Origin of the sequence: Metapseudomonas boanensis (assembly GCF_018704125.1) — a bacterium.
Lineage (GTDB): Bacteria > Pseudomonadota > Gammaproteobacteria > Pseudomonadales > Pseudomonadaceae > Metapseudomonas > Metapseudomonas boanensis.
The window spans coordinates 89774-112702 of sequence record NZ_JAGTIS010000014.1 but is presented as its reverse complement, the minus strand read 5'-3'; the positions used below and the strand labels follow the sequence as shown (position 1 = coordinate 112702).

General features: G+C 60.3%; 23 protein-coding genes. 6 read left to right on the top strand and 17 right to left on the bottom strand.

Annotated elements, in window-relative coordinates:
- The first annotated feature begins 106 nt into the window (after positions 1 to 106).
- Positions 107 to 1087: a DMT family transporter gene (locus J7302_RS21280; RefSeq protein ID WP_394359103.1), complete on the top strand. Its 981-nt coding sequence runs from the start codon at positions 107 to 109 to the stop codon at positions 1085 to 1087.
- Between the two features lie 8 nt (positions 1088 to 1095).
- Here the strand turns inward: J7302_RS21280 and J7302_RS21275 are convergent, their stop codons facing one another.
- The gene (locus tag J7302_RS21275) at positions 1096 to 1806 is read right to left on the bottom strand and encodes a tRNA-uridine aminocarboxypropyltransferase (protein WP_215379291.1); all 711 of its coding nucleotides are present in this window, start codon (positions 1804 to 1806) and stop codon (positions 1096 to 1098) included.
- Between the two features lie 192 nt (positions 1807 to 1998).
- On the opposite strand from J7302_RS21275, the gene J7302_RS21270 reads away from it, so the two are divergent.
- Both J7302_RS21270 and J7302_RS21265 read left to right on the top strand, forming a co-directional pair.
- Positions 1999 to 2415 carry a quorum-sensing-regulated virulence factor family protein gene (locus tag J7302_RS21270; protein ID WP_215379288.1) on the top strand — a complete coding sequence of 139 codons (417 nt, stop codon included), beginning with the start codon at positions 1999 to 2001 and terminating at the stop codon, positions 2413 to 2415.
- 326 nt (positions 2416 to 2741) lie between these two features.
- Entirely contained in the window at positions 2742 to 3821 is a 1080-nt protein-coding gene (locus J7302_RS21265; RefSeq protein WP_215379283.1) for an LOG family protein, read from the top strand.
- Between the two features lie 76 nt (positions 3822 to 3897).
- On the opposite strand, the gene recX is transcribed toward J7302_RS21265, so the two are convergent.
- The 3 genes from recX to J7302_RS21250 all read right to left on the bottom strand — a co-directional run bounded on the left by recX (position 3898) and on the right by J7302_RS21250 (position 6016).
- Entirely contained in the window at positions 3898 to 4365 is a 468-nt protein-coding gene (recX, locus tag J7302_RS21260) for a recombination regulator RecX (RefSeq protein WP_215379279.1), read from the bottom strand.
- A gap of 7 nt (positions 4366 to 4372) precedes the next feature.
- Positions 4373 to 5416, bottom strand: a complete 1044-nt coding sequence (gene recA / locus J7302_RS21255) for a recombinase RecA (RefSeq protein WP_215379275.1) — start codon at positions 5414 to 5416, stop codon at positions 4373 to 4375.
- Between the two features lie 105 nt (positions 5417 to 5521).
- On the bottom strand, positions 5522 to 6016 hold the full coding sequence (locus J7302_RS21250) for a CinA family protein (protein ID WP_215379272.1): 495 nt from the start codon (positions 6014 to 6016) through the stop codon (positions 5522 to 5524).
- Positions 6017 to 6086: 70 nt separating this feature from the next.
- On the opposite strand from J7302_RS21250, the gene mutS reads away from it, so the two are divergent.
- Both mutS and fdxA read left to right on the top strand, forming a co-directional pair.
- Positions 6087 to 8660, top strand: coding sequence for a DNA mismatch repair protein MutS (mutS, locus tag J7302_RS21245; RefSeq protein ID WP_215379269.1), 2574 nt, complete (start codon positions 6087 to 6089; stop codon positions 8658 to 8660).
- 139 nt (positions 8661 to 8799) lie between these two features.
- Positions 8800 to 9123: a ferredoxin FdxA gene (gene fdxA / locus J7302_RS21240; protein WP_215379266.1), complete on the top strand. Its 324-nt coding sequence runs from the start codon at positions 8800 to 8802 to the stop codon at positions 9121 to 9123.
- Positions 9124 to 9563: 440 nt separating this feature from the next.
- On the opposite strand, the gene rpoS is transcribed toward fdxA, so the two are convergent.
- The 8 genes from rpoS to J7302_RS21200 all read right to left on the bottom strand — a co-directional run bounded on the left by rpoS (position 9564) and on the right by J7302_RS21200 (position 16812).
- Complete coding sequence (gene rpoS / locus J7302_RS21235) at positions 9564 to 10568, bottom strand: RNA polymerase sigma factor RpoS (protein WP_215379262.1); 1005 nt, start codon at positions 10566 to 10568, stop codon at positions 9564 to 9566.
- A gap of 107 nt (positions 10569 to 10675) precedes the next feature.
- Entirely contained in the window at positions 10676 to 11536 is an 861-nt protein-coding gene (locus tag J7302_RS21230) for a peptidoglycan DD-metalloendopeptidase family protein (RefSeq protein ID WP_215379257.1), read from the bottom strand.
- Between the two features lie 162 nt (positions 11537 to 11698).
- On the bottom strand, positions 11699 to 12376 hold the full coding sequence (locus J7302_RS21225) for a protein-L-isoaspartate(D-aspartate) O-methyltransferase (protein WP_394359102.1): 678 nt from the start codon (positions 12374 to 12376) through the stop codon (positions 11699 to 11701).
- Complete coding sequence (gene surE, locus J7302_RS21220) at positions 12376 to 13125, bottom strand: 5'/3'-nucleotidase SurE (protein WP_215379254.1); 750 nt, start codon at positions 13123 to 13125, stop codon at positions 12376 to 12378. Before surE ends, J7302_RS21225 begins: the two co-directional genes overlap by 1 nt.
- Complete coding sequence (gene truD, locus J7302_RS21215) at positions 13113 to 14171, bottom strand: tRNA pseudouridine(13) synthase TruD (protein WP_215379251.1); 1059 nt, start codon at positions 14169 to 14171, stop codon at positions 13113 to 13115. Before truD ends, surE begins: the two co-directional genes overlap by 13 nt.
- The gene (gene ispF, locus J7302_RS21210; RefSeq protein WP_215379368.1) at positions 14168 to 14641 is read right to left on the bottom strand and encodes a 2-C-methyl-D-erythritol 2,4-cyclodiphosphate synthase; all 474 of its coding nucleotides are present in this window, start codon (positions 14639 to 14641) and stop codon (positions 14168 to 14170) included. The genes truD and ispF overlap by 4 nt, the downstream gene beginning before the upstream one ends.
- Before the next feature lie 119 nt (positions 14642 to 14760).
- Positions 14761 to 15603, bottom strand: a complete 843-nt coding sequence (fghA, locus tag J7302_RS21205) for an S-formylglutathione hydrolase (protein WP_251702187.1) — start codon at positions 15601 to 15603, stop codon at positions 14761 to 14763.
- Positions 15604 to 15699: 96 nt separating this feature from the next.
- Positions 15700 to 16812 carry an S-(hydroxymethyl)glutathione dehydrogenase/class III alcohol dehydrogenase gene (locus tag J7302_RS21200; protein ID WP_215379247.1) on the bottom strand — a complete coding sequence of 371 codons (1113 nt, stop codon included), beginning with the start codon at positions 16810 to 16812 and terminating at the stop codon, positions 15700 to 15702.
- Between the two features lie 102 nt (positions 16813 to 16914).
- On the opposite strand from J7302_RS21200, the gene J7302_RS21195 reads away from it, so the two are divergent.
- Positions 16915 to 17808: a LysR substrate-binding domain-containing protein gene (locus J7302_RS21195; protein ID WP_215379243.1), complete on the top strand. Its 894-nt coding sequence runs from the start codon at positions 16915 to 16917 to the stop codon at positions 17806 to 17808.
- Here the strand turns inward: J7302_RS21195 and ispD are convergent.
- The 5 genes from ispD to J7302_RS21170 form a co-directional block, all read right to left on the bottom strand.
- On the bottom strand, positions 17805 to 18515 hold the full coding sequence (gene ispD / locus J7302_RS21190) for a 2-C-methyl-D-erythritol 4-phosphate cytidylyltransferase (RefSeq protein ID WP_215379240.1): 711 nt from the start codon (positions 18513 to 18515) through the stop codon (positions 17805 to 17807). The genes J7302_RS21195 and ispD overlap by 4 nt on opposite strands.
- Positions 18512 to 18796, bottom strand: a complete 285-nt coding sequence (gene ftsB / locus J7302_RS21185) for a cell division protein FtsB (RefSeq protein ID WP_215379237.1) — start codon at positions 18794 to 18796, stop codon at positions 18512 to 18514. The genes ispD and ftsB overlap by 4 nt, the downstream gene beginning before the upstream one ends.
- Before the next feature lie 185 nt (positions 18797 to 18981).
- Complete coding sequence (gene eno, locus J7302_RS21180; RefSeq protein ID WP_215379234.1) at positions 18982 to 20271, bottom strand: phosphopyruvate hydratase; 1290 nt, start codon at positions 20269 to 20271, stop codon at positions 18982 to 18984.
- A gap of 150 nt (positions 20272 to 20421) precedes the next feature.
- Positions 20422 to 21267 (bottom strand): 3-deoxy-8-phosphooctulonate synthase, encoded by an 846-nt coding sequence (gene kdsA / locus J7302_RS21175; protein WP_215379231.1) that lies wholly within the window; start codon positions 21265 to 21267, stop codon positions 20422 to 20424.
- A gap of 3 nt (positions 21268 to 21270) precedes the next feature.
- Positions 21271 to 22902, bottom strand: a complete 1632-nt coding sequence (locus J7302_RS21170) for a CTP synthase (protein WP_215379227.1) — start codon at positions 22900 to 22902, stop codon at positions 21271 to 21273.
- Positions 22903 to 22929 lie beyond the last annotated feature (27 nt).

Below are 22929 nucleotides of genomic sequence, written 5' to 3'. Positions count from 1 at the left end.
TGGGCCCAATCACGCTTCCAAGGGTTATGGAAGCGCCACGGCACAGCGCGGTAACGCCGGCCCGGCCCAGAGCTTGATACGGGCAGGCCGTAAAGCGGCGCCCAGCATGCCCAGCCAGCGCAGGGTGGTCAAGTCAATCGCTTTACGGCAAAGTTCCCGACTTTTACCACTGAGAACCACCATGCGAAGCCAAGCTCTGCGCGCCGACATCCTGATGCTGATCACCGCCGCCATCTGGGGAGCTGCCTTCGTCGCCCAGCGCTTGGGTATGGACGCAATCGGCCCCTTCCTCTACACCGGATTGCGCTTCACCCTCGGCGCACTTGTCCTGCTTCCACTGCTCCTGGTGCTGCCCAAGCCAGCTGCTCAGCAACCGCTCAACCGGGGCATGCTGCTGGGCGGCGTGCTGATGGGCCTGGCGCTGTCCCTGGGCATCAACCTGCAGCAGGTTGGGCTGCTCTTCACCAGCGTGACCAATTCGGGCTTCATCACCGGTCTTTACGTAATCATAGTGCCGCTGCTGGGACTGTTGCTCGGCCACCGCACGGGTTTCGGGACCTGGCTGGGAGCGTCACTGGCGGTGGCGGGAATGTTCCTGCTCAGCGTGGGTGACAATTTCCAGGTTGCCTCCGGCGACTGGCTGCAACTGGCGGGCGCTTGCGTTTGGGGCGTGCATGTACTGCTGGTGGGGTTCTTTGCCAGCCGGTACGACCCGATTCGCCTGGCTATCTTGCAATTCGCGGTCTGCGCCGTGGTCAGCCTTGGTCTGGCTGTGGTCTTCGAGGAAATCCAACTGGCAGCGATCGCCCAAGCCGGGCCGGCAATTCTTTATGGCGGAGTGATCGCAGTGGCAATCGGCTACACGCTGCAGGTAGTCGCCCAGCGCCATGCCATTGCCTCCCACGCGGCGATCATCCTTTCGCTGGAAGCAGTTTTCGCAGCGATAGCCGGGGCGCTGATGCTCGGCGAGTCGCTGCACGCTCGCGGCTACATGGGCTGTGCGCTGATGTTCGTCGGCATGCTGGTGGCTCAATTGTGGCCACACAAGCAGGCGGCCAAGGCCGCCCCAGCGAAGGCAGAAGCCTGAACTATCCGTTATAGGAACGCTTTGAGGGCCTGATGCGCCGGACTCGCCTCATCAAGGGGCAGCGCTCGCTTGGCGCCGATATAGCGCTCGGTGAACACATCCAGATACGCGTTCAGCGCCCCGGCTGCCCGGCTGTCTCCGCTAAGGTCCAGGCACAGGGCCGCTACTTCCGCCGTGCAGAGGTGCTCTTCTCGCTTGGAGCGCCGCAGTTGGTACCGGGATATCTGCTCGGGTGTCAGACTCAGCACCGGGAAGCGATCCAGATAAGGGCTCTTGCGGAACATCTTGCGTGCTTCAGTCCAGGTCGCATCGAGCAGAATGAACAGTGGCCGTTTAGCGTCCGCCAGGCTCACCTGGTCGACCACACGCGCTTCCTCTGCGTATTCCCCCGGAAATACGACGTAAGGCTGCCATTGCGGATCATCGAGCAACGCGTCGAGCTTCGGATCGACCTCGGTGCGTAACCAGCCGAAGGCCCAGGTGTCCGGTACCAGGTCCGCGATCAGCCAGCCGGTATTGCTCGGCTTCATTGGCTCCGAGTGATACATCAGCAGGCATACTCCCGCCTTGGCCGGCACAACCGGTCGCAGTTCACAGAAGCAGTAATCAAAGGCGACGCGGCATTCTGGGCAGCGCGGCGCGCGCGATCCTCGCGCGACAAAAGGACGGGTGCTGCGTGCCAGGCATTCGGCGCGCAGACGGAAAACGGCATGACTCATCGGGTCGATCCAGTGCAACAGGTAAAGGGCGCAACGTCGCGCCACAAGCAGCGGGGTTGCCGAGTTTACCAGAGAGACGGAGTACCCCTTGTGCCACCTGCCAGGACAGGTATTTTTTCGCGCGACATTCAGGGCAGGCGAACGCACAATTACGCCGCTGGTCAAAACGCTTCATTTGTTCAGGAGATTCCCATGCTGCGCCCCATCGCCGTCGCCCTGTGCGCCACTTTGTCATTCTGCGCCCAAGCCTCTTCGCTCAAGGATTTCGAGCTGACCAAAATGCTGGAGAAAGTGGCCAAGGAGAGCAGCGTCGGCACCCCTCGCGCCATCAACGAGGACATCCTCGACCAAGGCTACAGCGTGGACGGCAAGGAACTGGTGAATCACCTCAGCGTCCGCCCGAGCCATGCGGCGCAGATGCGTGCCAACCCTGACTCGGTGCGCGCCCAACTCGGCGCCAGTGTCTGCCGCAACACTGGCTATCGCCAGCTTCTGGCACGTGGTGCTGGCCTGCGCTACGAGTTCAACGAGTACAAGACCAATCGGCCGATTGCCACAGAGCGCTTCAAAGCAAGCGACTGCGGCCTTAAGTCCGGCTCGGCTGACTAAGCCGATCGGCCATTTGCAGGAGGCCGTTGGTTATCGCCCCTTCGCTGGTGATCGATCACGTGCCTCCAGGCATCCTGCCTTGGACCTTGCCAGCCGTCTCAATCCAATCAACGCTGCGATCACTTCACTCTCCAGCAGCGGCAAACGCTCGACTCATTCTCCAGAGGCACGCTCGATCTGCACCAGGGCCCGATTCGGGCACGACGAACTGGAAAAGATGCAGTCACTGCCGCAAGCTGTAATTGAGCGACTCGACCAGGTCGCCCGGATTCGGGAACCCGGCCAGCAGTGAACGCTCTGAGAAGTTGATGAGCAAGGAGATGGCTATGTCGTATGACCCGGACGATTATTTATCCCGGCACTTCCAAACCAGCGGCATCGACCTCCGGCAAAAGGTCGACGAACTGATCAACCTCACTGTCCCAAGCGGCAGCCCCAACCTCTCTCTCTATCGAGAAATGCTGATCACTGTGGTCCGGATGGCCCAGGCGGACCGCAATCGCTGGGATGCCAAGATCATGCTGCAGACCCTGCGCGAGCTGGAGCATGCCTTCAGCGCCCTCGAGCAGTTCAAGCGCAGACGCAAAGTCACGGTTTTCGGCTCCGCGCGCACCCCAAAACAACACCCGCTCTATGCTCTCGCTCGCCATCTCGGCAGTGAACTGGCCAAGCGCGACCTGATGGTCATCACTGGTGCCGGTGGCGGCATCATGTCAGCAGCCCACGAAGGAGCCGGACTGGAAAACAGCCTCGGGCTGAACATCACCCTGCCCTTCGAGCAACGCGCGAATGACATCGTCGACGGCTCAGAGCACCTGCTTTCGTTCCACTTCTTCTTTGTACGCAAGCTGTTCTTCGTCAAGGAAGCAGATGCCTTGGTGCTGTGTCCCGGAGGCTTCGGCACGCTGGACGAAGCACTGGAAGTGCTCACGCTGATCCAGACTGGTAAGAGTCCAATCGTTCCGATCTTGCTGCTGGACGAACCCGATGGCAGCTATTGGGAAGACGCCATGAGTTTCCTGCATAGGCAGTTGGAGGAAAATCGCTACATCCTGCCCAGCGATATGAAACTGATGCGTCTGGTAAAGAGCGCTGACGAGGCAGCCGCCGAGATTTCCAGGTTCTACAGCAACTACCATTCAAGCCGCTGGCTGAAGAACATCTTCGTAATCCGCATGAATCACGGCCTCAACGATGAAGCCATGGTGCATGTTCAGGAGAGTTTCGGTGACCTGTGCCAGCAAGGGGCATTCACCCTACAACCCTACTGTGAGTCGGAAAAGGACGAGCCGGAATTCTGCGACCTGATCCGCTTGGCCTTCCCATTCAACGGCCGCGACCATGGCCGTCTGCGTGAGTTGATCGACTTCATCAACCTGCCGCAGAACTGGGCCGCCAAGGCCTGAGCCGACAAACCACGCACATTCCTCGATCACGATTGATAGCCATGCGCCAAGAGCGCATGGCTTAAGGCTGCCCGTTTCAATCGTCCAAGGAACCGCCACGAAGCACTCGGCTGATCATCTCCATGGAGAAACCCCGGTAGGCAAGATAACGACCTTGCTGAGCGCGCTCGCGAGCGTCCTGAGGCAGCCGACCACCGAACTTGCGACACCAGACTTCACGCAACTGCTCTCCCCAATCGACCTCAGCCTCACGCAGCGCCTGATCAATATCGCCGCGCGGCAGCCCACGCAGCGCCAATTCTTCACGAATGCGCTGCGGCCCATAGCCACCTCGGGCACGGCTGGCGATGAAGCTTTCAAGATAACGGGATTCGGAGAGCAGGCCCTCTTCCGCCAAACGGTCGAGGGCACTGTCAATCAACTCGATCGGGGCGCCACGCTGACGCAGCTTACGCGTCAGCTCGACCCGCCCATGTTCGCGTTGCGCAAGCAGGTCCATAGCAGCACGCCGCACAGCAGCGGGGCTGTCGAGTATGACGGGCATTGAGATATCAGATATCTACATCAGCCAGATCTTCCGCAGTCGCTGCCGACTTGCTCGCTGCGGAATCCACCAGCAACCTCTCGCGAATGATCTTCTCGATGGCGCTGCCAGTCTCGGGATTGTCTTCCAGATACTTGGCTGCATTGGCCTTACCCTGGCCGATCTTGTTGCCCTGGTAGCTGTACCAGGCGCCGGACTTCTCGATCAGCCCCTGCTGTACGCCCAGGTCAATGATCTCGCCGGTGCGGTAGATACCCTTGCCGTACATGATCTGGAACTCAGCCTGACGGAACGGCGGGGCGACCTTGTTCTTGACGACCTTGACGCGAGTTTCGCTGCCCACCACTTCCTCGCCTTCCTTCACAGCGCCGATGCGACGGATATCCAGACGCACGGATGCGTAGAACTTCAGGGCGTTACCACCAGTCGTGGTTTCGGGGTTGCCAAACATCACGCCGATCTTCATCCGGATCTGGTTGATGAAGATCACCAGGCAGTTGGCGTTCTTGATGTTACCAGTGATCTTACGCAGCGCCTGGGACATCAGGCGGGCCTGCAGACCAACGTGGGAGTCACCCATCTCGCCTTCGATTTCGGCCTTGGGTACCAGTGCAGCCACAGAGTCGACAATGATCACGTCGACAGCATTGGAGCGCACCAGCATGTCGGTGATTTCCAGTGCCTGCTCGCCGGTATCAGGCTGGGAAACCAGCAAGTCATCGACATTCACACCAAGCTTGCCGGCGTAATCCGGATCCAGTGCGTGTTCGGCATCGACGAAGGCACAGGTGGCGCCTTGCTTCTGGGCTTCAGCAATGACCGAGAGGGTCAGGGTGGTTTTACCGGAAGACTCCGGACCGTAAATTTCGACGATACGCCCCTTTGGCAAGCCGCCAATCCCGAGAGCGATGTCCAGCCCGAGGGAACCGGTGGAAATTGCAGGAATGGCCTGGCGATCATGATCGCCCATGCGCATCACGGCACCTTTGCCGAACTGTTTCTCGATCTGGCCCAGGGCAGCAGCCAAAGCACGCTTCTTGTTCTCGTCCATTGAAGTCCTCACTAAAATCAAGAGGGCCTGGCGGCCACCAACAACTGTATAAGTAGCCAGTATTATTCCATAGGGCAAGTCACGCGCCTACCCCTCACAGGCTTTTTATCCTGCAGCTAGTCGGATCAGCCCCTGGAGAGCTGACGCAACCGCTTGCCGGCGCACGGAGAGTCGATCGCCAGGGAAATGGAAGCGCTCGGCCAGTATTCGGGCACCATCGCCCCACGCGATCCAGACTGTACCCACCGGCTTGTCCACTGATCCGCCATCGGGACCGGCAACGCCGCTGACAGATACTGCAAAACGCGCCCCACTGTGCGAGTGGGCTCCCCGGACCATCGCTTCGACCACCTCCCGACTGACCGCCCCAACCTGTGGGAACAGCTCGGATGGCACGGCCAACTGCAGCGTTTTCTGCTGGTTTGAATAGGTGATGTAACCCGCCTCGAACCAAGCAGAACTGCCAGGAATCCGCGTAATGGCTTCTGCAATGCCCCCACCAGTGCAGGACTCGGCGGTGCTGACGAGAGCGCCTTGGGCCTTGAGCAACTCGCCCAGGCGGGCAGCAAGGGTCGTCAGATCTTCATCTGATACGTACATATGCACTCCGGGGTTAAAGCATGCCAATGGGATACCGTACACTAGCGCCTTTTGCACGCAAGGCCAGTCGATGAGTCAGAACGATCTCAGTGAACACACCCCCATGATGCAGCAGTACTGGAGGCTGAAGAACCAGCATCCGGACCAGCTGATGTTCTACCGCATGGGAGACTTCTACGAGATCTTCTACGAGGACGCCAAGAAGGCGGCCAAGCTTCTCGATATCACTCTGACCGCCCGTGGCCAGTCGGCCGGCAAGGTGATTCCCATGGCCGGCATCCCCTTCCACTCGGTGGAAGGCTACCTGGCCAAGTTGGTCAAGCTGGGTGAGTCGGTGGTGATCTGCGAACAGATCGGCGACCCGGCGACCAGCAAGGGCCCCGTGGAACGCCAGGTGGTCCGGATCATAACCCCAGGTACGGTAAGCGACGAGGCGCTGCTCGACGAGCGCCGCGACAACCTGCTGGCAGCCGTACTGGGTGACGAGCGCTTGTTTGGCCTCGCGGCGCTGGACATCACCAGCGGTCGTTTCAGCGTGCAAGAGATCAAAAGCTGGGAAAACCTGCTGGCTGAACTGGAGCGCCTCAATCCCGCGGAGTTGTTGATACCCGATGACTGGCCCCAGGGGCTACCTGCCGAGAAGCGCAAGGGTGTTCGCCGTCGTGCGCCCTGGGACTTCGACCGAGACTCCGCATTCAAGAGCCTCTGCCAGCAGTTTGGCGTTCAGGACCTGAAAGGTTTCGGCTGCGAGACCTTGACCCTGGCGATCGGTGCCGCCGGCTGTCTGCTCGGCTATGCCAAGGAAACCCAGCGCACCGCCCTGCCCCACCTGCGCAGCCTGCGCCACGAGCGAATCGATGACACGGTCATCCTCGACGCCGCCAGTCGGCGCAACCTCGAACTGGATCTCAACCTGTCCGGTGGGCGCGACAACACGCTGCAGTCGGTTATCGACCGCTGCCAGACCGCCATGGGCAGTCGCCTATTGAGCCGCTGGCTGAACCGCCCTCTGCGCGACCGCTCGGTTCTGGAGGCTCGCCAGGATGCGATCGACTGTTTGCTGGAGCGTTATCGCTTCGAGAGCCTGCAGCCGCAGTTGAAGGAGATCGGCGACGTCGAGCGCATCCTGGCGCGTATCGGCCTGCGTAATGCGCGCCCCCGTGACCTGGCGCGCCTGCGCGATGCACTTGCCGCCTTGCCACAACTTCAAGGCGCCATGACCGAGCTTGACGTGCCCCACTTACAGGGTCTGGCTGGCAGCATCCGCACCTATCCCGAGCTCGCTGAACTGCTCGCCCGGGCAATCATTGATAATCCGCCGGCAGTGATTCGCGACGGCGGCGTGATCAAGACGGGCTATGACGCCGAGCTCGACGAGCTTCAGGCGCTCAGCGAGAACGCTGGGCAGTACCTCATGGACCTCGAGGCCCGGGAGAAAGCACGCACAGGGCTACCCAACCTCAAGGTCGGATACAACCGAATCCACGGTTACTACATCGAATTGCCGCGCGTGCAGGCCGAGCAGGCACCGGCGGATTACATCCGACGCCAGACACTGAAAGGCGCCGAGCGCTTCATCACCCCGGAACTGAAAGCTTTCGAGGACAAGGCGCTGTCTGCCAAAAGCCGTGCCCTGGCTCGCGAGAAGATGCTCTATGACGAACTGCTGGAGCTGTTGATCGAACAACTGGCGCCGTTGCAAGACACTGCTGCAGCGCTGGCGGAGCTGGACGTGCTGAGCAACTTTGCCGAGCGCGCCCTGAATCTCGACCTGAATCGTCCGCGCTTCGTCGATGAGCCCTGCATGCGAATCAGCCAGGGTCGCCACCCCGTAGTCGAGCAGGTACTGGATACCCCATTCGTGGCCAACGACCTCGGACTGGACGACGCCACACGCATGTTGATCATCACCGGCCCCAATATGGGTGGTAAATCGACCTACATGCGCCAGACCGCGTTGATTGTGCTTCTCGCCCATATCGGCTGCTTCGTACCCGCAGCCAGTTGCGAGCTGTCACTGGTCGATCGGATTTTCACCCGTATCGGCTCCAGCGATGATCTGGCTGGCGGACGCTCTACTTTCATGGTGGAAATGAGTGAAACCGCCAACATTCTCCACAATGCCAGTGCTAGCAGCCTGGTGCTCATGGACGAAGTGGGGCGTGGCACCAGCACGTTTGACGGTCTGTCGCTGGCCTGGGCAGCCGCTGAGCATTTGGCACGCTTGCGTGCATTCACGCTGTTCGCAACTCACTATTTCGAGCTGACAGTCTTGCCTGAGAGCGAGCCTGTGGTCGCCAACGTGCATCTCAACGCAACCGAGCACAACGAGCGAATCGTATTCCTGCACCATGTGCTGCCCGGCCCAGCGAGCCAAAGCTACGGCCTGGCGGTGGCACAACTGGCAGGCGTACCTGGCGGGGTCATCCAGCGAGCCAAGGAACATCTGTCACGCCTGGAAACCACTAGCCTGCCCCACGAAGTGCCTCGCCCGCTTTCCGGACAACCCCGCGCGCCTATGCAGAGCGACCTGTTCGCCAGCCTGCCACACCCGGTTCTGGACGAATTGTCGAAGATCAATCCCGATGATCTGACACCCCGCCGCGCACTGGAGCTGATATATACATTGAAGTCACGCATCTAACGCCAACCCACGCAAGCTGCTAGAATCCCGCGCGCTCTGGAGTGCGTCGGGGTTCAGCCGGCCCCGCAATCGTGCATTCCCGAGCCGAGAGGCCTGATATAGAAGGCTTCCGAGCCGCCGCTTGAGGAGAAGAATAGAAATGACCTTCGTCGTCACCGACAACTGCATCAAATGCAAATACACCGATTGTGTGGAAGTCTGTCCGGTGGACTGCTTCTACGAAGGCCCGAATTTCCTGGTCATTCATCCGGACGAGTGCATCGATTGCGCTCTCTGCGAGCCTGAATGCCCGGCCCAGGCCATCTTCTCAGAAGATGAAGTACCTGAGGACATGCAGGAATTCATCGACCTGAACCGTGACCTGGCTGAAGTCTGGCCGAACATCACCGAGAAGAAGGAATCGCTGCCCGACGCTGAAGAGTGGGACGGCGTCAAAGGCAAACTGGAGCACCTTGAGCGCTAACCGCGCCAAGCTGCCCATATACAAAAGGCCCGCAGTTGCGGGCCTTTTGCTTTCTTCGGGCAAAAAAAGGGGCGGGGATTACCCGCCCACTCTTTTGTCCCTATTCCCTGTATTCCTTGTTCATCATCCTGATGAATCGTGTCCTACGATGTCCTAGTCAACGTCCGGTGTCGACCTGCATACGTCCTGTACGCAGGGGTGATATTAGCAACCCGGAACTAACGGGCAAGCCCGCCGAAAAACAGAAACGCAACGCTCAAAGAGTTCTTCAGAAATAATTTATTATTTATTTTGAATACCTTACATAAGTTTTCACACATTTTTTCGTTGTTAACTTTCCGCCAGTTCTGGTGATCACCTACACCACGTGTAAGCAATCACTTACATCGCCACGCATAAAAAAGCCCGGCTAAAGCCGGGCTCTGCTGAGCTGTGTGACACTATTGAAACAATGAGTCACTGGACAACCCATTCTTCTCCAGAATCTCCCGCAAACGCTTGAGCGCCTCGACCTGAATCTGGCGCACCCGCTCGCGAGTCAGACCGATCTCCTGCCCCACTTCTTCAAGCGTGCAACTTTCGTGGCCACGCAAGCCGAAGCGCCGAATCACCACTTCACGTTGCTTATCGGTCAATTCCGATAGCCACTGATCAATGCTCTGGGAAAGATCATCGTCCTGTAGCAGTTCGCAAGGGTCGGTCGGACGATCGTCGGTCAGGGTATCCAGCAACGTCTTGTCGGAGTCTGGACCAAGCGATACATCCACCGAAGTCACCCGCTCATTGAGGCCGAGCATCCGCTTGACCTCATCAACCGGCTTCTCCAGCAGGTTGGCAATCTCCTCCGGAGAAGGCTCGTGGTCGAGCTTATGGGTGAGTTCGCGCGCAGCCCGCAGGTAGACGTTCAGTTCCTTGACCACATGAATCGGTAACCGAATGGTCCGCGTCTGATTCATGATTGCGCGTTCGATGGTCTGGCGGATCCACCAAGTGGCGTAAGTGGAGAAACGGAATCCCCGCTCCGGATCGAACTTCTCCACAGCCCGGATCAGGCCAAGGTTCCCCTCTTCGATCAAGTCAAGCAACGATAATCCGCGATTGACATAGCGTCTGGCGATTTTGACTACCAGGCGCAGGTTGCTTTCGATCATGCGCTTGCGCCCAGCCGGATCTCCGCGCTGAGCCAAGCGCGCGAAATGCACTTCTTCTTCCGGAGTAAGCAGGGGGGAAAAACCGATTTCGTTGAGGTAAAGCTGGGTCGCGTCAAGCGCGCGGGTGTAGTCGATATACTTGTGCTGCTTGGGTGAGGTTGAGTGTCTGGATTTAGCGGCAGGCAGAGGCGCGTCATTCTCCTCGGTCAATGCTTCGTCCAATATGACGCCCGGCTCCAGGAGGAGCAGTTCGTCATCGACGTCAAACTCCGGCGCTTCTTTATTGAGTGCCATTGTTTTTGTCCCTTGCTGAGTTCGACAACAAGCCCTGACGATGCCTTTCATCCCTGGCGCCGCCCGAGCCCGTCCTTACCAACGTGGTGGAACGGGCTGAATCTGGATCAACGACGTGGCAGGTACTGCAGCGGGTCTACAGGCTTACCTTGGCGGCGAATCTCAAAATGCAGCTTCACCCGGTCAGTCCCCGTTGAGCCCATCTCGGCAATTGTCTGCCCGACCTTGACCTGCTGACCCTCCCGGACCAACAACCTACGGTTATGTCCATAGGCACTTACATAGGTATCGCTGTGCTTGATGATTACCAACTCGCCGTAGCCCCGTAGTCCACTTCCGGCGTACACCACAGAACCATCTGACGCAGCCAGGACAGGCTGGCCTAATTCCCCAGCGATATCAATCCCTTTATTCAAACTCCCGTTTGATGAAAAACGACCGATCAGCGCACCGCTCGCTGGCCACGCCCAGCCCGCCGCAGAGCGGCCCACAGGCTGCATCGGGGGGCTTGCCGAAGCCGAGCTCGGCGCCGTGGCAACCGGGGTGGCGGCCTGCCGGACGGATGTTTGCGGGCGACTGGCGGCACTTGTAGAGACCACTGACGGAGCAACGCTGGAGGTCCTGGCAATCGCTGTCGGACGCGCCTGCCCTGACTGCCCATCGAATCGAATGATCTGGCCAGGACGAATAACGTAGGGTGCAGGTATCCCATTTCGCGCAGCCAAGGCCTTCCAATCCCAGCCGAAACGAAATGCGATGGAATACATCGTGTCTCCTCGCTGGACACGGTACTGGCCGCTCGTCACGGGCTGTCGCTGCGAGCCCGCCGCTGCGCGCGGATGATTACGGTCCACCACCTGGACTCCATCACGTGTTGTGCTGGAACAAGCAGCCAGAAGCGCGCCCATGGCCAGCACAGGCAGCAGAACAAGCACCCTTCCCACACAAATCCTATGTCGAATGGCCATAAGGCTCACTCTAGTCCCCTTTATTTCAACATCCCGAAATCGTGCGTATTGTGCCGGAATTATCCATAAGGGCCAGCCACCCGCAGCACAAACTATGTAGGGCAAGCTGGTTTTGATGGGTCGGTTGATTGCGCTCGCCTTCCGGCCCGCGAGCGAGAAGAGTCAAGCCAGTGGGCCGCTGAGTAACGGCACGAATCGAACGGCATCCAGCACATGGTGGCTGAATCCATTTTCTTCGCGAATGATCAGCATCAACTGCTGTACTTCACCGCCGCCGACTGGAATCACCAGTCGCCCTTCCGGCGCAAGTTGATCAAGCAACGCTTGCGGCACTTCGGCCGCAGCCGCGGTGACGATGATGCCGTTGTAGGGAGCAAGTGCGGACCAGCCTTCCCAGCCGTCCCCCCAACGAAACACTACGTTGCGCAGGTTAAGTTCGGACAACCGTTCCTTGGCCCGATCCTGGAGTCCCTGGATGCGCTCCACGGAAAACACACGCTCAACCAATTGGGCAAGGATCGCCGTTTGATATCCAGAGCCGGTACCGATTTCCATTACTTTGTCGAGCGGCCCTGCAGCCAGCAGAAGCTCCGTCATACGCGCAACCATATAGGGCTGCGAGATGGTCTGGTTGTGCCCAATGGGAAGTGCTGTGTCCTCGTAAGCCCGATGCGATAGGGCTTCGTCGACGAACAGGTGACGTGGCGTGCGGCGGATGGCCTCGAGCACGTGCGGATTGGACAGCCCCTCCTCGTAAAGACGCTGGATCAGCCGCTCACGAGTGCGCTGAGAGGTCATGCCAATTCCACGACGCATCAACTCATCCTGTTCGCGGGACATCACAACAGCCCCTCCAGCCAGCTATCCAAACTGCCAAGAGCATCATGGAAGGTGCGGTCCAGCTGCAACGGGGTGATGGAGACGAACCCCTGCATCACCGCGTGGAAATCGGTGCCCGGGCCACCATCCTCGGCATCACCGGCCACAGAAATCCAGTACCCCTCCTTTCCACGCGGATTGACCACCTTGACTGGAGCAGCAGCGCGGGCACGGTGCCCCAGGCGAGTAATCTGGATACCGCGGATATGGTCCAGCGGCAGGTTGGGAATGTTCACGTTGAGCACTGTACGCGGCGGCAGGTCAAGTTGGTCCCGCGCAGCCACCAGCCGGTGAGCGAAGTAGGCGGCTGTGGGCAAGTTGTCGGGCTGGCGAGACAGCAGTGAGAACGCAAATGCCGGCAGGTCGAGGAAACGTCCTTCAAGGGCCGCAGCCACCGTTCCGGAATACAACACATCGTCGCCCAGGTTGGCGCCCAGGTTGATGCCCGACACCACCATGTCCGGAAGCTCCTCCAGCAGCCCATTAAGCCCAAGATGCACGCAATCGGTAGGCGTGCCATTGAGGCTAATGAAACCGTTATCCAGACGCTGTGGATGCAGCGGGCGGTCCAATGTCAGGGAACTGCTGGCACCGCTCTTGTCCTGATCCGGCGCAATGACCACGCAGTCAGCGTAATCCTTGAGCGCGCCATACAGAGCGGCGAGGCCCGGGGCGTTAACCCCGTCGTCGTTGGAAATCAGAATGCGCATGGGTTTTCCGTCTGCCCTGCCGGCAGCAGATCGACGAGCTCGCGCACCACTGCGGTGGCGAAGCATCCAGCCGGCAGGACGAATTCCAGTTGCAGAACGTCAGGCTCAGGATAATGCCACGTCAGGCCGCCGATGGGGAGGCGCAGGATGCGCCGTTCGTGCGCCAGTCCCGCTTCCGCCAACCAGCGGCACAGGTCAGGTTCAGTCGCTGCAATGCGCTGTTCCAGGATCTGGCAGCTACCAGCCGCCGAAGATTCGCCAGTCCCCCACAGGGGCCCCGTAGGGTGAAGGTCCAACTGCGCCAGCCGAGGGTCGCTGCATTCGGCCTCGCCCGCAGCAAAAAAGCTCCGGCTATCAGTGAATGCCAGAAGGTCACCAACGCAGGCTTGCTGCCAGGTGCCGTCAGCCACGCGCTCCGCCAGGACCCGATTGAACAGGAAACTGCGTCCTGCCGAGAGCAGCCTGGAGCGCAGGTTGCGCTGCACCGGGAGCTCACGTCGTTCGGCAAAGGCACGAGCGTCAATGACATTGCCACCACCATGACCGAAACGCTGTAGGCCGAAGTAATTAGGTATGCCGCCCGCAGCAATGGCCTGAAGACGCCCCTCGAGCGCATCACGATCCGCATCCAGGCGTGTCAGCCGAAGGATGAAGCCGTTGGCCGAATGGGCCCCGCGTTGGAGCTTGCGCTTGTGCCGGGCGCTTTTCAGGATGCGCAGACTGGGGTTTTCGGCCGATGCCAGATCGGGATCGGCCTTGCCCGGCAAGTGCAGACTGAACCACTGACGCGTCAGTGCCTGTCTATCCTTCAGCCCCGCATAACTGACAACGCGCAACGGAACGCCTGCGGCACGAGCGATGCGCCGCGCCGCCTCCTCGGTATTCAGTTCACGTTTTTCCACCCAGAGCCAAAGATGCTCGCCCTCACCAGCCAAGGGGATATCCAGCACCTCATCAACCTGGAAGTCTTCAGCGGTCGCCTTGAGCTGGGCACGCCCAGTCGGCTCTCCATAGGCTCGCGGCCCAAGCAGTTCAAGTTCGTTCATAGGGCGACCAACAGGGCGACCGCGTGCACGGCAATGCCCTCCTCCCGCCCGGTGAAGCCGAGTTTTTCCGTGGTAGTCGCCTTGACATTGACCTGATCCGGGTCGACTTCGAGGTCGGCTGCAATGTTCCGGCGCATGGCGTCGATATGTGGCGCCATTTTCGGTGCCTGGGCGATTATCGTGGTGTCCACGTTACCCACCTTCCAGCCCTTGGCCTTTACCTGCGCCAGGACGTGTCGCAACAGGACGCGGCTGTCCGCGCCCTTGAACCGAGGGTCGGTGTCCGGGAAATGCTTGCCGATATCACCCAATGCCGCCGCGCCAAGCAGCGCATCGCTGAGTGCATGAAGCAGCACATCACCGTCGGAATGGGCGACGAGCCCGAATTTGTGGGGGATGCGCACACCGCCGAGGGTGATGAAATCACCCTCGCCAAAGCGATGCACGTCGTAGCCATGACCAATTCGCATCATCAGAAAAACGCCCTGAAAAGTCAGCGCGGGATTCTAACCGAAAGCAGAGGGCCGGGAGCTGGCAACGGATCCGACAAGCAACGGCTCAGTCAGTCGTTGCCTCCCGGCGCCCTGCTTCAGGCCAACGCCTGCGCATGATGTCTCAGGTGATCATCGATGAAGCTGGCGATGAAGTAGTAGCTGTGGTCATAACCCGGCTGCAGGCGCAGGGTGAGCGGATGGCCCGCCATCTTCGCCGCCACCTCCAGCGCCTCCGGCTTGAGTTGGTTGACGAGGAAGTCGTCGCGATCGCCCTGGTCCATCAGGATCGGCAGCCGCTCCGAGGCCTCGGCCAGCAAGGCACAGGCGTCCCACTCCCGCCAACGCGAGCGATCATCTCCCAGATAGCGGGAAAAGGCCTTCTCACCCCAGGGACAAGCCATGGGATTGCTGATTGGAGCGAAGGCCGAGAGCGACTGGTAGCGGCCGGGATTGCGCAGCGCACAGACCAGCGCACCATGGCCACCCATGGAGTGCCCGCTGATACCGCGCTTGTCCGAAACGGGGAAGTTGGCCTCGATCAATGCCGGCAGTTCGTGCACCACGTAGTCATGCATCCGGTAGTGCCGTGCCCAGGGCTCCTGGGTGGCATTTACGTAGAAGCCGGCACCCAGGCCGAAATCCCAGGCACCGTCTGGATCGCCAGGTACCTCCGCGCCACGCGGGCTGGTATCCGGCGCAACGATGATCAGCCCCAACTCGGCGGCCAGGCGCAGTGCACCAGCTTTCTGCATGAAGTTCTCGTCGGTGCAGGTCAGCCCCGAGAGCCAGTAGAGGACCGGCAGTTTCGCGCCCTGCTCCGCCTGCGGTGGCAGGTAGACGGCGAACACCATGTCGCAGTTCAGACTGGTTGAACGGTGGCGATAGCGCTTATGCCAGCCGCCGAAGCTCTTCTGGCAGGAAAGATTTTCCAGGGTCATGGTGATTCCCTTGATTCGTCGGGTGGAAAACCACATTGGGTTTTCCACCGGGGTCCGAGAGCGGTGGATGCATGAATCGGCATCCACCCAGCGGCTTCAGTAGTGGATCACCGTGCGGATGCTCTTGCCTTCATGCATCAGGTCGAAGGCCTTGTTGATGTCCTCCAGCCCCATGGTGTGAGTGATGAAGGTATCCAGAGGGATCTCGCCCTTTTGTGCCTTATCGACATAGCTAGGCAGCTCGCTGCGGCCCTTCACGCCACCGAAGGCAGAACCCCGCCAGACGCGACCGGTCACCAACTGGAACGGGCGGGTGCTGATCTCCTGGCCGGCACCGGCAACGCCGATGATTACCGACTCCCCCCATCCCTTGTGGGCGCACTCCAGCGCGGCACGCATCAGCTGGACGTTGCCCACGCACTCAAAGGAATAGTCCACTCCACCGTCAGTCATTTCGACGATCACATCCTGGATCGGCTTATCGTAATCCTTCGGATTTACGAAGTCGGTCGCGCCCAGTTGCTTGGCGATCTCGAACTTGGCAGGGTTGATGTCGATCGCGATGATACGGCTGGCCTTGGCCATGGTGGCGCCGATGATCGCCGCCAGACCGATGCCGCCGAGACCGAAGATCGCCACGGTCGCGCCCTCCTCCACCTTGGCGGTGTTGAGTACGGCTCCGATACCGGTGGTGACGCCGCAACCCAGCAGGCAGACCTTCTCCAGCGGAGCCTCCTTGGGAATCTTCGCCAGGGAGATTTCCGGCAGCACAGTGTATTCGGAGAAGGTCGAGGTCCCCATGTAGTGATAGATCGGCTGACCTTTGTAGGAGAAGCGGGTAGTGCCGTCAGGCATCAGGCCCTTGCCCTGGGTCGCGCGAATCTTCTGGCAAAGGTTGGTCTTGCCGGATTTGCAGAATTTGCACTCGCCACATTCGGGGGTATACAGCGGGATCACGTGATCGCCCACCGCCACCGAGGTAACGCCCTCGCCCACAGCCTCGACGATACCGCCACCCTCATGCCCCAGAATGCATGGGAATACGCCTTCGGAGTCCGCGCCGGACAAGGTATAGGCATCGGTATGGCAGACACCGCTCGCCACGATTCGAACCAGCACCTCGCCAGCCTTGGGCGGAGCCACGTCGACTTCGACAATTTCCAAGGGTTGATTGGCCGCAAAGGCGACCGCTGCACGGGACTTGATCATTGTGACTCTCCAGCCAATTGAAGTGGCGGAGAGTGTAGTTGACCGGCTTTTGGTAAATAATCAGGCGATTCGCAAAACTTTATTGCTGCCGAGGGATAATCAATGAGCCGCTGGGAAGGCCTGGATGAGTTCGTCGCCGTGGCAGAGTCAGGTCAGTTCACGGCCGCGGCAGAGCGCCTAGGCGTCTCCTCGTCACACGTCAGCCGCCAGATTGCGCGGCTGGAGGAGCGCCTCCAGACGCGGCTGTTCTACCGCAGCACCCGCAAAGTGGCGCTCACTGAGGCCGGACAGACGTTCCTGCAGCATTGCCAGCGCCTGATGGACGCCCGCGAGGAAGCACTGCGTGCAGTCAGCGACCTGACCAGCGAGCCCAAGGGCCTGCTCCGATTGACCTGCGCCGTCGCCTATGGCGAGCGCTTCATCGTGCCGTTGGTCAACGAATTCATGGCCAGGCACCCACAGTTGCGGGTGGAGATTGAGCTCAGTAACCGAACACTCGACCTGGTGCATGAGGGCCTGGACCTGGCCATTCGACTTGGTCGGCTGCAGGACTCCCGCCTGGTAGCCGCGCGCCTGGCACCACGAGTCATGTACCTCTGCGCAGCACCGTCGTACCTCGAACGCTACGGGCGCCCCCACAGTCTGTCAGAACTGGCGCGCCACAACTGCCTGATAGGCAGTTCTGATCACTGGGACTTCCTCCAGCAGGGCCGCGAACATTCATTACGGGTGCAGGGGAATTGGCGCTGCAACAGCGGCCAAGCCGTGCTGGATGCGGCGCTGAGAGGCTTTGGCCTGTGTCAGCTGCCCGACTATTACGTGCTCGAACATCTGCGCAGCGGCGCACTGATATCGCTGCTGGAACAGCACCGCCCGCCAAACACCGCAGTCTGGGCGCTTTATCCACAGCAGCGACACCTATCACCGAAAGTCCGGCAACTGGTGGATCTGCTCAAGGAGGGCTTGGCCGTGCGGCCTGAATACGAGGAAGCCTAGCCGCGTGTCGACCAGCGCTGACGCAACCAGTCGAGGTCCTCGGGCCGGGTGACCTTGAGGTTATCCGCGCGCCCTTCGATCAGGCGTGGGGAAAGCCCCGCCCACTCCATTGCGGAAGCTTCATCGGTAATCGCAGCACCCGCCACCAACGCATCAGCCAGGGCACGATGCAAGGCACCGAAACGAAACATCTGTGGCGTATAGGCCTGCCAGATCAGGCTGCGGTCGACAGTTTCCGCAACCCGGCCGTCAGATCCGATGCGCTTGAGGGTATCCCGCGCTGGCACAGCCAGCAGACCACCGACAGCATCATCGGCCAGTTCACCCAAGAGCAGGTCAAGGTCGAAGCGGGAAAGGTTGGGACGCGCCGCGTCATGCACCAGAACCCAGTCGTGAGGGCGCGCGCCCAGTTCCGCCAGTTTCAACAATGCACTGAGCACCGAATCAGCGCGCTCCTTACCACCATTGGCGCGGGTGATCCGTGGGTCATCGGCACAAGGCAGGCTTGGCCAGTAAGGGTCATCGACTGAGAGACTGATCACCAGCTGCTTGAGTTGCGGGTGGTCTAGGAAGCACTCCAGGCTGTGCTCGAGGATGGTTCGCCCAGCCAGTTCGAGGTACTGCTTGGGACGATCGGCACGCATTCGGGCACCGACGCCAGCGGCAGGCACAATCACCCAGAAGAAAGGAAAGTCAGTCTGGCTCATTCGGCAATCTGGTAGAGGGTTTCACCGTCCTTGACCATGCCCAACTCGTGGCGCGCACGTTCTTCGACGGTTTCCATACCCTTCTTGAGTTCTAGCACTTCCGCTTCGAGGATGCGATTGCGCTCCAACAGGCGCTCGTTCTCGCCTTTCTGATCGGCGATCTGGCGCTGAAGGTCGCTGACTTGAGCCAGGCTGCCATCGCCCACCCAGAGGCGATACTGCAAGCCAGACAGCAGCAGGATCAGCACAACGAACAACCAGTATGTGTTTGGGCGTTTCATTTGCCAGGGAGTATCCATGCGAAAAGGGCAGCTTGCGCTGCCCTTTTACCATCCCTTGCCGAATCGCGTCGCTGCCGCGCAGCAGCCGACGACCGGCAAGTTGAAATCAGGTGAAGGTGCGCAGTTTACATGAAGTAAAAGAGCATTCAGCGCCTGATTACAACACGGACTTACCAATTCATGGATTAGCCACGAAACTCGGCACGACCACGGTAGGGAGCCTTGTCGCCCAGCTGCTCTTCGATGCGCAGTAGCTGGTTGTACTTGGACACGCGGTCGGAACGGCACAGGGAGCCGGTTTTGATCTGGCCAGCGGCAGTGCCTACGGCGAGGTCAGCGATGGTCGAGTCTTCGGTTTCACCGCTGCGGTGGGAAATCACCGCGGTGTAGCCGGCGGCCTTGGCCATCTGAATGGCCTCCAGGGTCTCGGTCAGCGAGCCGATCTGGTTGAACTTGATCAGGATCGAGTTACCGATGCCCTTCTCGATGCCTTCCTTGAGGATCTTGGTGTTGGTCACGAACAGGTCGTCGCCGACCAGCTGAACCTTGGCGCCAATCTTCTCGGTGAGGCCTTTCCAGCCGGCCCAGTCGGACTCATCCATACCGTCTTCGATGGAGATGATCGGGTAGCGCTGAGTCAGGCCCGCCAGGTAATCAGCGAAACCAGCAGCATCGAAGGCTTTGCCTTCGCCGGACAGGTCGTACTTGCCATCCTTGTAGAACTCGCTGGAAGCGCAGTCCAGGGCCAGGGTCACGTCACTGCCCAGCTTGTAGCCAGCGTTGCCAACGGCTTCGGCAATGGCGGCCAGGGCGTCTTCGTTGGAAGCCAGGTTCGGAGCGAAACCACCTTCGTCGCCGACAGCGGTGTTCAGGCCACGCGCCTTCAGGACAGCCTTCAGGTGATGGAAGATCTCCGCGCCCATGCGCAGGGCGTCAGCGAAGTTCTTGGCGCCGACCGGCTGAACCATGAACTCCTGGATGTCGACGTTGTTATCAGCGTGCTCGCCACCGTTGATGATGTTCATCATCGGTACCGGCATGGAGTACTGGCCAGGGGTGCCGTTGAGGTCGGCGATGTGCGCATAGAGCGGTACGCCCTTGGCCTGGGCAGCGGCCTTGGCAGCAGCCAGGGACACGGCGAGGATGGCGTTGGCGCCCAGCTTGGCCTTGTTCTCGGTACCGTCCAGTTCGATCATGGCGCGGTCCAGACCCTGCTGGTCAGCAGCGTCCTTGCCCAGCAGCAGATCGCGGATCGGGCCGTTGATGTTGGCCACGGCCTTCAGAACGCCCTTGCCCATGTAACGGCTCTTGTCGCCATCACGCAGTTCCAGCGCCTCGCGGGAACCGGTGGACGCACCAGACGGCGCACAAGCGCTGCCGATGATGCCATTCTCGAGGATCACATCGGCTTCCACGGTGGGGTTGCCACGGGAGTCCAGAACCTCGCGGCCCTTGATGTCGACGATCTTTGCCATTGTTGTTAGCACTCCAAAAGTTGACGAAAACGCTGCTGCAGTGGATGAGGCTACCGCCGCCGGGCTTCTGGGTCGGCAGACCCGGCGATCACATACCTGACCAACCGGTCAGATTGCGCCCACGCGGCACTTTACCGGAGAACGGCCCGTTCAGGCAGTCTCGATTGGCGGAAAACTCTTGATCAGCTCATCCAGTTGCTTGAGCTGGCCGAGGAAGGGCTCCAGCTTGTCCAGGCGGAGGGCGCAGGGGCCATCGCACTTGGCGTTGTCCGGATCCGGGTGGGCCTCGAGGAAGAGACCGGCCAACCCCTGGCTCATCCCGGCCTTGGCCAAGTCGGTGACCTGGGCACGGCGGCCGCCAGCGGAGTCGGCGCGCCCGCCCGGCATCTGCAGGGCGTGGGTGACGTCGAAGAACACCGGGTAGTTGAACTGCTTCATGATGCCGAAGCCGAGCATATCGACCACTAGGTTGTTGTAACCGAAGCTTGAACCGCGCTCACAGAGAATGAGCTGGTCATTGCCCGCCTCCTCGCACTTGGCAAGGATGTGTTTCATCTCCTGCGGCGCAAGGAACTGGGCCTTCTTGATGTTGATCACCGCGCCGGTCTTGGCCATGGCGACCACCAGGTCAGTCTGCCGGGATAGGAAGGCCGGCAGCTGGATGATGTCGCACACCTCGGCCACCGGGGCGGCCTGGTACGGCTCATGAACGTCGGTGATCACCGGTACGCCGAAAGCTTTCTTGACCTCTTCGAAGATCTTCATCCCCTCTTCCAGGCCAGGGCCGCGGAAGGAGTTGATCGAGGAGCGGTTGGCCTTGTCGAAGCTGGCCTTGAATACGTAGGGAATACCGAGCTTGTCGGTCACCCGCACGTATTCCTCGCAGACTTTCAGTGCCAGGTCGCGAGACTCCAGCACATTCATGCCACCGAACAACACGAAGGGTTTGTCGTTGGCGATCTCGATGTCGCCAACGCGAATGATCTTCTGCGCCATGGATCAGGCCTTCTTCGCTTTCTGCACGAGCGCAGCGTTGACGAAACCACTGAACAGCGGGTGACCGTCACGCGGCGTGGAGGTGAACTCGGGGTGGAACTGGCAGGCCACGAACCACGGATGATCCGGAGCCTCGACCACTTCCACCAGCGCGCCGTCCCCGGAGCGACCGGAGACCTTCAGGCCGGCCTCCTGCAGCTGCGGCAGCAGGTTGTTGTTGACCTCGTAACGATGGCGATGGCGCTCGACGATCACATCCTTGCCGTAGCAGCCACGGACCAGGGAGCCTGGTTCAAGCTGGCAGTCCTGGGCACCAAGGCGCATGGTGCCGCCGAGATCGGAGGCCTCGGTGCGGATTTCGGTTGCGCCGGTCGCGTCCTGCCACTCGGTGATCAGACCGACGACCGGGTGGCCGGAGGACTTGTCGAACTCGGTGGAGTTGGCGTCAGTCCAGCCCAGCACATTGCGGGCGTATTCGATCACTGCGACCTGCATGCCGAGGCAGATGCCAAGGTACGGAATCTTGTTCTCGCGAGCGTATTTCACTGTGGCGATCTTGCCTTCCACGCCGCGCAGGCCGAACCCACCCGGGACCAGGATGGCATCGACGCCTTCGAGCAGGCCGGTGCCCTGGTTCTCGATATCTTCGGAATCGATGTAACGCAGGTTGACCTTGGTACGGTTCTGGATGCCGGCATGGCTCATCGCTTCGATCAGCGACTTGTAGGCATCCAGAAGCTCCATGTACTTGCCGACCATGGCAATGGTGACTTCATTTTCCGGGTGCAGCTTGGCATCCACGACACGATCCCACTCGGACAGGTCGGCACCATTGCACTGCAAGCCGAAACGCTCGACGACGAAGTCGTCCAGACCCTGGGCGTGCAATACGGAAGGAATACGGTAAATGGTGTCGACGTCCTGCAGGGCGATCACCGCGCGCTCTTCGACGTTGGTGAACAGCGCGATCTTGCGGCGGGAGGACAGGTCGACCTCATGGTCGGAACGGCAGATCAGCACATCAGGCTGCAGGCCGATGGAGCGCAGTTCCTTGACCGAATGCTGGGTCGGCTTGGTCTTGGTTTCGCCCGCAGTGGCAATGTACGGGACCAGGGTCAGGTGCATCAGCATTGCGCGCTTGGCGCCGACTTCTACACGCAACTGGCGAATTGCCTCGAGGAACGGCTGGGACTCGATGTCGCCCACGGTACCGCCGATTTCCACCAGGGCCACGTCGGCATCACCGGCACCCTTGATGATGCGACGCTTGATTTCATCGGTGATGTGCGGGATGACCTGAATGGTCGCGCCCAGGTAATCACCACGGCGCTCCTTGCGCAGGACATCGGCATAGACACGGCCGGTGGTGAAGTTGTTGTTCTGGGTCATGGTCGTGCGCACGAAGCGCTCGTAGTGGCCCAGGTCGAGGTCGGTCTCGGCGCCGTCCTCGGTTACGAATACTTCACCGTGCTGGAAGGGGCTCATGGTGCCAGGATCGACGTTGATGTACGGATCCAGCTTGAGCATGGTGACCTTCAGCCCCCGCGCTTCCAGAATGGCGGCCAAGGATGCCGAGGCGATGCCTTTCCCCAATGAAGAAACAACACCGCCCGTGACGAAGATGTAGCGCGTCATGAAAAACCCTAGAAGTCTGCGTTTAGG